Here is a 13206-nt window from a genome sequence, read left to right as displayed (position 1 = left end):
AGATCCTTACGCTTTGGAGGTCAATTCTTCGATGGTATGGAAGTGGTTGGTATATATGCAGATATCACCTGCAATATTCAACGCTTTCTCTGCGATATCGCGTGCGCCCAGTTCGGTATTTTCCAGCAGGGCGCGGGCTGCGGCCTGGGCGTAAGGACCGCCGGAGCCGATAGCAATCAGGTCGTTTTCTGGCTGCACAACGTCACCATTACCGGTGATGATAAGCGATGAGTTTTCGTCAGCCACGGCCAGAAGCGCCTCCAGTTTGCGCAGCATGCGATCGGTACGCCAGTCTTTCGCCAGTTCAACGGCGGCTTTCACCAGGTGGCCTTGATGCATTTCGAGCTTACGTTCAAACAGTTCGAATAGGGTGAAGGCGTCAGCGGTGCCGCCAGCAAAGCCTGCGATCACTTTGTCGTTGTACAGACGGCGAACTTTCTTCACGTTGCCCTTCATTACGGTGTTGCCCAGTGTAGCCTGGCCATCACCGGCAATAACGACATGGCCGTTACGGCGAACACTTACAATTGTAGTCACGAGCAGACCCCTTGGTTGCAAAAGCGGAATAGAGGCCCCGCGTTTACGCGGGGCAGAATGCAATTATAAATGGGGGGGATTTTGAGGGTTTCAACCCCTGGCGGCGAGACGAATGCAGTTTGCGTGTCCGGCCATCTTCAGGCGTTCAATCATGTTGCTGGCGTTGTCTTTGCCTTTCAGTGGCCCGATCACTACCCGGTTCCAGCCGTTATTGGTGGTGATGTGCGAGGAAAAGCCTTCAAATGCCAGCTGCGCGCGAACGGTTTCCGCCTGCTCAGCGCCTTTAAAGGACCCGCACTGAATCATCCAACTGCGATCGTCTTTTTTCTCCGTCGCGGCAGTTTTCGGTGCTTCCTCGACGCGGGTCACCGGTGCGGCAGCCTGCGTTTTAGGCTGCGCGGTATTGGTATGCGCTGGCGTTTGCAGCAAATCCTGATACGGCTGCTGGGTTGACGCGGTTTGCTTCGGCTGCTGTACCTGTTTGGGTTGCTCCACAACTCGTGGCTGAGTTCGCGGCTGCTGAACCTGAGTTTGCTGTTGGGTCTGTGCTAACTGCTGTTGTTGCACCTGCTGCTGAGCCAGACGTTGACGCTGCAGCGTTTGCTGGCGCTGCGCCGGGGTTTGTTCATTCCACGGCACTTCGGTCAGCTGCGTGGGCTGCTGACGCATATCGGCCTGCATTTGCGCCAGCAGCTGGCGCTGTTCGTTAGTCAGCTGTTCCGGCTTCATGACTTCACCGCCAGCTGTCGGTTCAGTAGGCGCACGAACGCCAGGCTGGCGACTTTCCAGCTCTTTAATATAGCGCCAGCGTTCTTCCGGCTTCGGCGGTAAACCGTTACCTGTTGCCTGGCGATTTTGCAGCGCTTCAGCTTCTTCTTTTTTGTGGTGCGTGATGAAGTACAGTCCACCGATAAAAGCCACCAGCACTGCCGCCGCGATCGCAACCATAGTGGGCGAAACCGCTGAAAAGCCGCTTTGCTTGTTCCTTGAGCTTCGGGGATTGCTCTTTTTGCGCCGCGAAGAAGCCGGTTGGCTGCGGCGTACATAATCTCGTTGTGCCACTATCGTTTCGCTGTCTTATTCGTTTTTCAGCCCGCCATGTTACTTAAGCGGCGGGCCTTTGACCAGAAGAGCAGGCCCGAAAGCCTGATGGTTATGTTCGGATTTTGCGCGTACTGCCGCGAACGATGAGCTCGCAGTCGAGTAATCGAGAACCGCTGCTGACGTTGTGCCCGTGCAACTGATCCAGCAAAAGCAGCATCGCTTCGCGGCCAATATCAAAACGCGGTTGCGCGACGGTCGTCAATGGCGGATCGCAAAATTCAGACAAAGAGATGTTATCAAAGCCAATAATAGACAGATCGTCAGGAACTTTCAGCCCGCGACGTTTCGCCAGCGAGAGTGCGCCCAACGCCATAATATCGCTATGGCAGAAGACGGCCGTTGGCGGTACTGGTAATGCCAGAAGCTGTTCCAGCGCGTTGGCTCCGGCTTCATAGGTAAAATTACCACGAGCGATATAGTGTGGATCGACTGTCATTCCGCTGCGCCGCAGCGCCTGGACGTAGCCTTGCAGGCGGTAATGGCAAAGCGGCATCTCTTCCGGACCGGCGATACAGCCAATGCGGTGGTGCCCCAGTTCCTGCAGATAGTTAACGGCGTTGAACGCGGCGGTAAGGTTATCGATATGCACTGTCGGTAGCTCCAGCTCAGGAGCAAACTCATTAGCCATCACCATCGGCGGCAGATTGCGCTGTTCTTCTACACCCGCATCGAAGGGCAGGCGCGAACCCAGCAGCAGCATACCGTCGATCTGCTTGGTAATAATCAGATCGATAAAGGTTTTTTCCTGACGGTTCTGATGAGCGCAATCGCCAATCAGCACCAGATACTCTTGTTCCGCAGCGGTGACTTCGATGCCGCGAATGATCTCGCTAAAAAAGGGATCGCAAATATCCGGCACAATCACCAGGATAGTGCGCGACTCATTGCGCTTCATGTTGCGCCCGAGCGATTGTGGTAAATAGCCGACTTCAAGCGCCGCCTGTTCTACCCGGTTACGGGTGCTCTGCGAAACCTTATCGGGGTTCATTAACGCTCGGGATACAGTTGCCGTAGAGACGTTTGCCTTCTCGGCAACGTCTTTCATCGTGGCGGCAACCACCTGTTTTTTGGGCTTCACCTGTTTTCTCCTCGCTGACTGGCGCAGACACATCCCTTGCGTTCTGACATCAGCAACATTTTTAACAGATAGTACATCCAGAGAGTTACAGAATTTTCATGAAAAACGTGACGGCGGTTGAATTTTTCGATCCGCCTCGCAAGAGAAGCTTTAACCTTCAATAGGATCGACATCCAGGACCCACTTCACTTTGCGCGCTTCCGGTAAGGTATTAATCAACGCCAGGGTCCCGCTGACGATGTGCTGCAGACGAATGCGTGACGGATGCTGGAGCAGAATCTGCCAGCGCCAGCGGCCTCCGCGCTTCGGTGCCAGCGCCGGGACCGGGCCGAGCACCCAGAGCTTATCGTCAGCCAGCGGGCTGGCCTGTAGCAGGTTACGCAACTGCTGTAAAAATAGCGGCGCTTGCTGATTATTATGATCTTCCGCGCGAATCAGAACGTGGCTGGTCCATGGCGGCAGTTGCATACTCTGCCGCTCCGCTAGCGCCTGCTCGGCAAACGCGTCGTATCCTTTATAGAGCAGCGTTTGCAGCAGTGGGTGCTCCGGGTGATGAGTTTGAAGGATCACTTCACCCTGCTTACCAGCGCGGCCTGCGCGTCCCGAAACCTGCGTATAGAGCTGAGCAAAACGCTCCGCTGAGCGGAAATCAGCGGAAAACAGCGCTCCGTCAACGTCCAATAGAGAGACCAGGGTGACATCCGGAAAATGATGGCCCTTCGCCAGCATTTGGGTACCGATAAGAATGCGCGCGCCGCCGCGATTAACATCTGCAAGGTATTGTTCGAGCGCGCCTTTACGGCTGGTGGTATCCCTGTCGATACGGGAAATCGGCACATCGGGAAACATCGGTGCCAGCGCTTGCTCAAGCTGCTCGGTTCCAAGCCCCACTGGTACCAGGTGCGTTGAGCCGCAGGAGGGGCACTGGCGTGGAATCGGCCTTTGGCTGTCGCAGTGGTGACAGCGCAGATGATGCTGGGCCTGATGCAGTGTGTAGTAGCTGTCGCAGCGTGGGCATTCCGCAATCCAGCCGCAGTCGTGACACAGTAGTGCAGGCGCGAAGCCGCGGCGATTTAAAAATAGAATCACCTGGTTATCGGCCTGCAGATGCTGACGCATGCGGCCGATCAGCGCCGGAGAAAGCCCGGCCTGGAGCTGCTGCCCTTTTAAATCCAGAACATGTTGTTGGGCCGGGCGCGCATTACCCGCGCGTTTGGTTAGCTTCAACTGGTGATACTTGCCCTGACGAACGTTATAAAGCGTTTCCAGCGCCGGGGTCGCCGAACCAAGAATAATCGGGATCTGCTCGCTATGTGCGCGCCAGACCGCCAGATCGCGAGCGTGGTAGCGCCAGCCTTCCTGTTGTTTGTAAGAACTGTCGTGCTCTTCGTCGATAACGATCACCCCAAGGTCTTTGAATGGGGTGAACAGCGACGAACGGGTGCCGATCACAATCGCCGCTTCGCCGTTTTTGGCTTTTAGCCACGCCGAAAGACGCTCGCTGTCGTTAAGACCTGAGTGCAGCACTTCTACCGGAGCGTTAAAACGGTGGCGGAAACGGGCGATAGTCTGCGGCGTCAGGCCGATTTCCGGCACCATCACCAGCGCCTGGCGACCCTGCGCCAGCACGTTTTCCAGAACGCTCAGATAAACTTCCGTTTTCCCGGACCCGGTGATCCCGGCCAGCAGCCAGGCGGAAAAGCTGTCTGAGGCGCTGTGAATCGCGCCAACGGCGGTCGCTTGTTCAGTATTGAGGCGCAGGCGCTCGCCGGGTACCGAGAAGCTTGTTCGCCAGTCGGTGATACCAGGCGCTTCGCTGGCCAGCTCAGTAAGACCTTTACCCCGCAGCGCCTGTAGCGCGGCGTCGTTAAATTCCAGCTCGGCAACCTGATGACGCCAGATTTTCCCCTGACGCAGTGCTGCCAGCGCCTGCTGTTGTTTTGGTGAGCGTTTAAGACTATTGATATCAACCGCTTGCCCTTGCTCGGTGGCAAACCAGTACCACATCGGCGTCGCGCTGGCGGGTTTCCCCTGGCGCAACATGATCGGTAGCGCGTGGAATAACACATCGCCAATCGGATGATGATAGTAATCCACTGCCCACAGCAGCAGTCGCCAGACGGAAGAGGAGAAGACGGGCTCGGCGTCGAGGACTTCAGCAACCGGTTTGAGCTCATTGAGCGGTAATTCGCTGCGCTCGCTGATCGCCGTTACGATGCCGATGCGCTCCTGCTTGCCGAACGGGACGCGCACGCGACAGCCCGCTTTGACCGGCATACCGTCAGGCAGCAAATAGTCAAAAGTGCGGGGCAGCGGAACGGGCAGGGCAACGTGAGCGACGGGCATTTAATCTTCCTGACTTGAAATCTGGCGGGTTAGTATACACATTGTGATAAGGGCTCGCGGATCAGTTTGCATATGCTGGTCAAATTCTGTATGATTCGCCGCCTTTGATGTGCTTTGTGCAGCATCAAAATCTATTACCCGGGGATTTCGCATAGCGGAATAGCGACGGGAAATTATTAACATCGCGTGGTGTCTGGCGTTAGGGCTGGAAGAGCGACGCGGCCTTAACTGAGGTTCTCCCATGAAAAAAGATATTCATCCGAAATACGACGAAGTTACTGCAAACTGCTCTTGCGGTAACGTCATAAAAATCCGTTCTACCGTAGGTCACGACCTGAACCTCGACGTGTGCGGTAAATGCCACCCGTTCTACACCGGCAAACAGCGTGATGTTGCTACCGGTGGCCGTGTTGACCGCTTCAACAAGCGTTTCAGCGTGCCGGGTACCAGCAAGTAATTTGCTGAAGAAGAAGCCGCCTCAGGGCGGCTTTTTTGTCTCTGTTTTACAGAGGATAGCAGTACAAATTCAGACAACCTTTATTCTTCTCCACGGCCTTCATCACGCTTCCCGCCGTCAGTTTTAGCGAGGGATTAATCGTCATCCCCGCGCTTTCCAGCCCCTTTGCCGTCCATTTATTACAGGTATTGAGTATCCCATAACGGCCATTTGCCGCGTAAAACTGGCTGTCGCCGTAGATCCCTTTTTTTAACGGTATCAGCTTGCCTGTTTCATCGCGGGAAAAGCTGCGGCCAATGTAGCGCAGTAGACTGCTGTTCTGGCTTGCGCTCAGGCTTAATTCAGCCATCGTGCTGCCGGAAAAATAGCGCTCGGGCGTCCCGGAAAAGGCGACAACGTGCATCACCGCACCGGATGACCAGAACATCGCCTGGAGCGTAAGCCGGCTGGTTATCTCCTGAGACTGGTAAAAGCCCTTATCGCCCCAGCCGATTTCATACCATTGTACCTCTTGGGGGAAACGCGTTTTAAGCTGCGGCAGAATCGTGTTTACGTCGTCGGCAGACAGGATAATTCCTGTATGCCAGCCGTGATTGACGATATAGATTTCTGGCCCGAGAGACGGTTTTTCTGTCGTGGGTTTGATGGCCTGCGGGTAGGTGGCGCAGCCATACAGTAGAAAGCACACCCATGCGATGAACAGGTTTTTCGTGATCGGTTACCAGGAGAACAGCGGCCAGTTTTTTTCTACGGTTTCCAGTTGCGGGGCGTCAAATAGCGCCTGCGGCGAGATCACGGTTTCGTTCAGCGGGATATTCTGACCATAACGTTCTTTGAGTTTGGCGCGAACGGCCGGGGAGCTGAGATCGAACTCACTCAGCTTTTGCAGTTTACCCACCTGTAGCGCCAGGGCGCGGTGATACACCTTCCACACGACCTCGGAGCAGTACTGACGCTCGTCGCTCCATGAGAAGAAGAGATCGTAAGGTTGACCGAGGTAGCGTTTTGCCGTTTGCGCCAGCTGTTTTTGCTGCGTAGCGGTAAGCCCACCGCGCACGCGTCGGACGACGTATTTGCTGTCCTCACCCTGCGCGACCCACTTTTGCAGCGGCGTGTAAACCACCGGCCCAACGGCTTCAAAGACGTAGGGTTTTTTATTGCGAATCACGACCATGCCGGTGTGGCTGTAATCGGAATGAGTCGCCAGCTGGATAGCTTTGCTTTGTGATGACCGGGAGATTTGAAAAACGATATCGCCGGTCTGCGGTTCCCAGGCATGCGCGGAGAAGGTCAACGCCAGGCTAAGCGCCAGAACACAATACTTCATGGCATAACGTCCTTGTTATACATATAAAAAGAGCGGCTGGTTTCCCTGGCCGCTCTCAGTGATTTAGTATTCCCACGTATCCGGGTCGATACCCATTTCACGCATAATCTGTTTCGCCGCTTCCGGGATTTCATCGCTGCGCTCTTTACGCAGGTCTTCATCGTTAGGCAACGGTTGACCGGTAAAGGCATGCAGGAACGCTTCACACAGCAGTTCGCTGTTGGTAGCGTGACGCAGGTTGTTCACCTGACGACGCGTGCGTTCATCGGTGAGGATTTTTAACACCTTCAGAGGAATGGAAACCGTAATTTTCTTTACTTGTTCACTCTTCTTACCGTGCTCAGCGTATGGGCTGATATATTCGCCGCTCCATTCAGCCATGAGTTACCTTTAATCCTCTATTCATTAGTTAAGGGCCAGGAACGCGAGTTCAGGCCATAATTGCGCGTAGTTTACCGTAGAGGGGCGCGTCTGACACCAAACAAGCCGCTACGGATGTGCGCTAATGCATATAATTTTAACGGCTATTTCCTGTTTGCTCAATCTATACGCAAAGAAGTTTAGATGTCCAGATGTATTGACGTCTATTATAACTATGTTTACTCTGAAGCCTGACTTTTCACCGATTCAGCCAGGAACTCCCCAACATGACGCGTAAACAGGCCACCATCGCAGTGCGTAGCGGTTTAAATGACGACGAGCAGTACGGTTGCGTTGTCCCGCCGATTCACCTCTCCAGCACCTATAACTTCACCGGATTTAACGAACCTCGCGCTCACGACTATTCTCGTCGCGGTAACCCGACCCGTGATGTGGTGCAGCGTGCGCTGGCAGAGCTAGAGGGCGGCGCGGGGGCTGTTCTCACCAATACCGGGATGTCGGCGATTCTGCTGGTCACCACGGTATTCCTGAAACCAGGCGATGTGCTGGTGGCGCCGCACGACTGTTACGGCGGCAGCTATCGTCTGTTTGATAGCCTGGCGAAACGGGGTTGTTATCGCGTGCTGTTTGTCGATCAGAATGACGAGCAGGCGTTGAGCGCCGCGCTGGCGGAAAAACCCAAGCTGGTTCTGGTCGAAAGCCCAAGTAATCCATTGCTGAGAGTTGTGGATATTGCGAAAATCTGCGGGCTGGCGCGTGAGGCTGGTGCGGTGAGCGTAGTGGATAACACCTTCCTGAGCCCGGCATTGCAGAATCCGCTGGCGCTGGGTGCCGATCTGGTGTTGCATTCATGCACCAAATATTTGAACGGTCACTCTGATGTGGTGGCCGGGGTGGTTATCGCTAAAGATCCGGCGATTGTCACCGAACTGGCATGGTGGGCGAATAATATCGGCGTCACCGGCGGCGCATTTGATAGCTACCTGCTGCTGCGCGGTTTACGTACGCTCTCTCCGCGTATGGAAGTGGCGCAGCGCAATGCGCAGGCGATTGTCGATTATCTGCAAACCCAACCGCTGGTGAAAAAACTGTACCATCCGTCCTTGCCGGAAAACCAGGGGCATGAGATTGCGGCGCGTCAGCAAAAAGGTTTTGGCGCGATGCTAAGCTTCGAGCTGGATGGCGATGAGCAGACGCTGCGTCGTTTCCTGAGCGGATTATCGCTGTTTACGCTGGCGGAATCGCTGGGGGGCGTAGAAAGTCTGATTTCCCATGCGGCGACGATGACCCACGCGGGCATGGCGCCTGAGGCGCGTGCGGCGGCGGGGATCTCAGAGACGCTTCTGCGTATTTCGACCGGTATTGAAGATGGTGAAGATTTAATTGCCGACCTGGAAAATGGCTTCCGGGCAGCAAACGAGGAATAAACATGAGTGTGATTGCGCAGGCAGGGGCGAAAGGTCGTCAACTGCACAAATTTGGTGGGAGTAGTTTAGCGGATGCGAAATGTTACCTGCGCGTCGCGGGGATCATGACGGAGTATTCGCAGGTGGGCGATATGATGGTCGTGTCCGCCGCCGGCAGTACCACCAACCAGTTGATCAGCTGGCTGAAGCTCAGCCAAACCGATCGTCTCTCTGCGCATCAAGTGCAACAGTCGCTTCGTCGTTACCAGACGGAGCTGATTTCCGGGCTGCTGTCGGCAGACGCTGCCGACGCGCTGATCGCCACGTTTATTCACGATCTTGAGCGCCTGGCCGGGCTGCTTGATAGCGGCGTGACGGACGCGATATATGCCGAAGTCGTCGGCCACGGCGAAGTCTGGTCAGCTCGCCTGATGGCGGCGGTGCTGAATCATCTCGGCGTGGAAGCCGCATGGCTGGATGCGCGCAGTTTCTTACGCGCCGAACGCTCCGCGCAGCCGCAGGTGGATGAAGGTTTATCTTATCCGCTTTTACAGCAGCTGATGGCGCAGCATCCGAACAAACGTCTGGTGGTGACCGGCTTTATCTCGCGTAACAACGCCGGGGAAACCGTGCTGCTGGGGCGTAACGGCTCCGACTATTCCGCTACCCAAATCGGCGCGCTGGCCGGGGCGACTCGCGTCACTATCTGGAGCGACGTGGCCGGGGTCTACAGTGCTGACCCGCGTAAGGTGAAAGATGCCTGCCTGCTGCCGCTGCTGCGCCTTGATGAGGCCAGCGAACTGGCCCGTCTGGCGGCGCCGGTGCTGCATGCCCGTACATTACAGCCGGTATCCGGCAGCGATATCGATTTACAATTACGCTGTAGCTATACGCCGGATCAAGGCTCTACGCGTATCGAACGCGTGCTGGCTTCCGGCACCGGGGCGCGGATTGTCACCAGTCATGATGATGTCTGCCTGATTGAGTTTCAGGTGCCCGGCGGCCAGGATTTCAAATTGGCGCATAAAGATCTGGATGCGATTTTAAAACGCGCCCAGCTGCGCCCGCTGGCGGTGGGTGTACACGCCGACCGTAAGCTGCTGCAGTTCTGCTACACCTCTGAAGTGGCCGATAGCGCGCTTAAGCTGCTGGATGAAGCGGGGCTGCCGGGCGAACTGCGCCTGCGCCAGAAGCTGGCGCTGGTGGCGATGGTTGGTGCTGGCGTGACCCGTAATCCGCTGCACTGCCACCGTTTCTGGCAGCAGCTCAAAGGCCAGCCAGTGGAGTTTACCTGGCAATCTGAAGAGGGCATCAGCCTGGTCGCGGTGCTGCGTGCCGGACCAACCGAAAGCCTGATTCAGGGCCTGCATCAGTCGCTGTTCCGTGCGGAAAAGCGCATTGGTCTGGTGCTGTTTGGTAAAGGCAATATCGGTTCCCGCTGGCTGGAGCTGTTTGCCCGCGAGCAGACTACGCTCTCCGCTCGCACCGGTTTCGAGTTTATTCTCGCCGGGGTAGTGGATAGCCGCCGCAGCTTGCTCAATTATGAAGGCCTGGACGCCAGTCGCGCGCTGGCTTTCTTTAATGATGAAGCCGTTGAACAGGATGAAGAGTCGCTGTTCCTGTGGATGCGTGCGCATCCGTACGATGATTTAGTGGTGCTGGACGTGACCGCCAGCGAGCAACTGGCCGATCAGTACCTCGATTTCGCCAGCCATGGCTTCCACGTTATTAGCGCCAATAAGCTGGCGGGTGCCAGTAGCAGCAGTAAATATCGGCAGATTCATGACGCGTTTGAGAAAACGGGCCGTCATTGGTTGTACAACGCCACCGTCGGTGCCGGGCTGCCGGTCAACCACACGGTGCGCGATCTGATTGATAGCGGCGATAATATCCTGGCGCTGAGCGGCATTTTCTCCGGCACGCTTTCGTGGTTGTTCCTGCAATTTGACGGCACCGTGCCGTTCACCGACCTTGTCGATCAGGCCTGGCAGCAGGGGCTGACCGAGCCCGATCCGCGCGTGGATCTTTCAGGGAAAGACGTGATGCGTAAGCTGGTGATTCTGGCGCGTGAAGCCGGTTACAACATCGAGCCGGATCAGGTGCGCGTGGAGTCGCTGGTACCAGCCCACTGCGAAGAGGGCTCCGTCGATCACTTCTTTGAGAATGGCGAAGAGCTGAACGAGCAGATGCTACAGCGTCTGGAAGCAGCGCGTGAAATGGGCCTGGTGCTGCGTTATGTCGCGCGTTTCGACGCTAATGGTAAAGCCCGTGTCGGCGTTGAAGCGGTGCGCGAAGAGCATCCGCTGGCGGCACTGCTGCCGTGTGATAACGTCTTTGCTATTGAGAGCCGCTGGTATCGTGATAATCCGCTGGTGATCCGTGGGCCAGGCGCCGGTCGTGATGTGACCGCCGGGGCGATTCAGTCCGATATCAATCGTCTGGCGCAGCTGCTGTAAGCGCCGCGTTATACTTCTGAGCCAGTGAGGCCAGTATTTGCGTCACCCGCCCTGCGGAAAACAGGGCGCTTTGCGTGAATTCTGGTCTCTTTTCCAGCCATTTCGTGAAACGTCGGCTGGCCGTCAGCGCGGGTATCGTTTGCTTTTCTCTCCGGGAATGAGCCAGAGAGCAAACCATCTTTCGATTTTCCCCTGCGTGCTTTCCCTGAAAAGGGACCTCGTGGGCATACGCCGTCAAATAAGCCGATAACCAGAATCCGAATTCCGCATCATTAAATAAAGGCGGGTAGCTGCCGCAGGCTTCGCAGCAGAGTGCCGGATAACCCAGCCGATAGTCCGGATAATGGTAGTCGGTGGAATTCGCCAGACCCAAGTTGCGGCAGCCGAACGTTTTGCAGGCGAATACCAACGATTTTTACAGGTCGTTAATTCTGCCGTGCTCGTGTGGTATTGAGATGTGAGAGCACTCACATAAAAAAGTCTTTCAGAACGTAACTTAGCGGTTCTTTACTTCTGAAAGGAACTCCGATGAAATTAAAAACAATTAGCGCCGCCATCCTGCTGACTTTGCCTTTCTGGGCATGCGCCAAAGATGTCACCATTATTTATACCAACGACCTTCATGCCCATGTTGAACCCTATAAAGTGCCGTGGATTGCAGACGGTAAACGGGATATTGGCGGTTGGGCGAATATCACGACGATGGTGAAACAAGAAAAAGCAAAAAATAGCGCGACCTGGTTTTTTGATGCTGGAGATTATTTTACCGGCCCCTATATCAGCAGCCTGACCAAAGGCAAAGCGATTATCGATATTATGAATACCATGCCCTATGATGCGGCAACCATCGGTAATCATGAATTCGATCACGGCTGGGACAATACGCTTTTACAACTTAGCCAGGCCAAATTCCCGATTGTGCAGGGCAATATTTTTTATCAAAACAGTCAAAAATCGTTCTGGGATAAACCGTATACCATTATCGAAAAAGATGGCGTGAAAATCGGCGTGATTGGCCTGCACGGCGTTTTTGCCTTTGATGATACGGTGTCCGCCGCGACGCGGGTCGGTATTGAAGCGCGCGATGAGATTAAATGGTTGCAACACTATATCGATGAACTTAAGGGAAAAGTGGATCTGACCGTTGCGCTGATTCATGAAGGCGTTCCGGCGCGTCAGTCGAGCCAGGGTGGCACCGATGTGCGCCGTGCGCTGGATAAAGATATTCAGACCGCAGGTCAGGTAAAAGGGCTGGACGTTTTGATCACCGGCCACGCTCATGTAGGGACGCCAGAACCGATCAAGGTCGGCAATACGCTGATCCTCTCCACCGATAGCGGCGGCATCGACGTCGGTAAGCTGGTGCTGGATTATCAGGAGAAGCCGCATCAGTTTGCGGTGAAGAGCTTCGAGCTGAAAACCATTTATGCCGATGAGTGGCAGCCCGACCCGCAGACGAAGCAGGTCATTGATGGCTGGAATAAGAAACTGGATCAGGTGGTGCAGCAGGTTATTACTCAGTCGCCCGTCGAACTGACCCGTGCTTATGGCGTCTCTTCGCCGCTGGGCAATCTTGCCGCAGATGCATTGATGCAGGCGGCAGGTAAGGAAACGCAGCTGGCGTTAACTAACTCGGGTGGTATTCGTAATGAAATTCCTGCCGGAGCGGTAAGCATGGGGGCTGTTATCAGCACCTTCCCATTCCCTAATGAGCTGGTGACGATGAATCTGAGCGGGAAGCAACTGCGTAACCTGATGGAACACGGTGCAGGGTTGAGCAACGGCGTACTGCAGGTCTCTAAAGGTCTGGAAATGCACTACGACAGCAGCAAACCGGTAGGTCAGCGCGTTGTATCATTCATGTTAAACGGCAAACCGGTTGAGGATGCGGCGGTTTATCATATTGCTACCAATAGCTTCCTTGCCGATGGTGGCGATGGATTTGCTGCGTTTACCCAAGGGCAGGCGCGTAATACTTCTGGCGGCTACTACGTTTCAAATGCGGTCGTGGATTACTTCAAAGCCGGAAATAAGATAACAGATGAACAGCTTAACGGTATGCGCATCGTCGATGTGAAGAAATAAGAACCTCAGGCCGGGCGGTTAGCCCGGCC

11 protein-coding genes and 1 pseudogene are annotated in these 13206 nt (G+C 55.3%); 4 read left to right on the top strand and 8 right to left on the bottom strand.

What is annotated here, in order from left to right:
• Positions 1-6: 6 nt before the first annotated feature.
• From hslV to priA, 4 genes are all read right to left on the bottom strand, one after another.
• Positions 7-537 (bottom strand): ATP-dependent protease subunit HslV, encoded by a 531-nt coding sequence (hslV, locus tag HV213_RS28890; protein WP_110276151.1) that lies wholly within the window; start codon positions 535-537, stop codon positions 7-9.
• Positions 538-627: 90 nt separating this feature from the next.
• Positions 628-1599, bottom strand: coding sequence for a cell division protein FtsN (gene ftsN, locus HV213_RS28885; protein ID WP_181484214.1), 972 nt, complete (start codon positions 1597-1599; stop codon positions 628-630).
• 91 nt (positions 1600-1690) lie between these two features.
• Entirely contained in the window at positions 1691-2719 is a 1029-nt protein-coding gene (gene cytR / locus HV213_RS28880) for a DNA-binding transcriptional regulator CytR (protein WP_181484213.1), read from the bottom strand.
• Positions 2720-2869: 150 nt separating this feature from the next.
• Positions 2870-5065 carry a primosomal protein N' gene (gene priA / locus HV213_RS28875; protein WP_181484212.1) on the bottom strand — a complete coding sequence of 732 codons (2196 nt, stop codon included), beginning with the start codon at positions 5063-5065 and terminating at the stop codon, positions 2870-2872.
• Positions 5066-5306: 241 nt separating this feature from the next.
• Here priA and rpmE point away from each other — a divergent pair, with 241 nt between their 5' ends.
• Positions 5307-5522 (top strand): 50S ribosomal protein L31, encoded by a 216-nt coding sequence (gene rpmE / locus HV213_RS28870; protein ID WP_110276155.1) that lies wholly within the window; start codon positions 5307-5309, stop codon positions 5520-5522.
• A gap of 46 nt (positions 5523-5568) precedes the next feature.
• On the opposite strand, the gene HV213_RS28865 is transcribed toward rpmE, so the two are convergent.
• From HV213_RS28865 to metJ, 3 genes are all read right to left on the bottom strand, one after another.
• Positions 5569-6237 carry a TIGR02117 family protein gene (locus tag HV213_RS28865; RefSeq protein WP_181486521.1) on the bottom strand — a complete coding sequence of 223 codons (669 nt, stop codon included), beginning with the start codon at positions 6235-6237 and terminating at the stop codon, positions 5569-5571.
• 3 nt (positions 6238-6240) lie between these two features.
• Positions 6241-6849, bottom strand: a complete 609-nt coding sequence (locus tag HV213_RS28860; RefSeq protein WP_181484211.1) for a YiiX family permuted papain-like enzyme — start codon at positions 6847-6849, stop codon at positions 6241-6243.
• A gap of 63 nt (positions 6850-6912) precedes the next feature.
• Positions 6913-7230, bottom strand: a complete 318-nt coding sequence (gene metJ / locus HV213_RS28855) for a met regulon transcriptional regulator MetJ (protein ID WP_004869405.1) — start codon at positions 7228-7230, stop codon at positions 6913-6915.
• Positions 7231-7496: 266 nt separating this feature from the next.
• On the opposite strand from metJ, the gene metB reads away from it, so the two are divergent.
• Together metB and HV213_RS28845 are read left to right on the top strand one after the other, a co-directional pair.
• Positions 7497-8657, top strand: a complete 1161-nt coding sequence (metB, locus tag HV213_RS28850) for a cystathionine gamma-synthase (RefSeq protein WP_110276157.1) — start codon at positions 7497-7499, stop codon at positions 8655-8657.
• 2 nt (positions 8658-8659) lie between these two features.
• Positions 8660-11092 (top strand): bifunctional aspartate kinase/homoserine dehydrogenase II, encoded by a 2433-nt coding sequence (locus HV213_RS28845; protein ID WP_181484210.1) that lies wholly within the window; start codon positions 8660-8662, stop codon positions 11090-11092.
• A gap of 217 nt (positions 11093-11309) precedes the next feature.
• Here HV213_RS28845 and HV213_RS33630 read toward each other — a convergent pair.
• A pseudogene (locus tag HV213_RS33630) lies at positions 11310-11501 on the bottom strand (cytoplasmic protein); the annotation flags it as partial.
• A gap of 119 nt (positions 11502-11620) precedes the next feature.
• On the opposite strand from HV213_RS33630, the gene HV213_RS28840 reads away from it, so the two are divergent.
• Positions 11621-13177 carry a bifunctional metallophosphatase/5'-nucleotidase gene (locus tag HV213_RS28840; RefSeq protein WP_181484209.1) on the top strand — a complete coding sequence of 519 codons (1557 nt, stop codon included), beginning with the start codon at positions 11621-11623 and terminating at the stop codon, positions 13175-13177.
• Positions 13178-13206: the final 29 nt, after the last annotated feature.

It is taken from the genome of Klebsiella sp. RHBSTW-00484, from assembly GCF_013705725.1.
Lineage (GTDB): Bacteria > Pseudomonadota > Gammaproteobacteria > Enterobacterales > Enterobacteriaceae > Klebsiella.
This window is presented reverse-complemented; position numbering and strand designations above follow the sequence as displayed.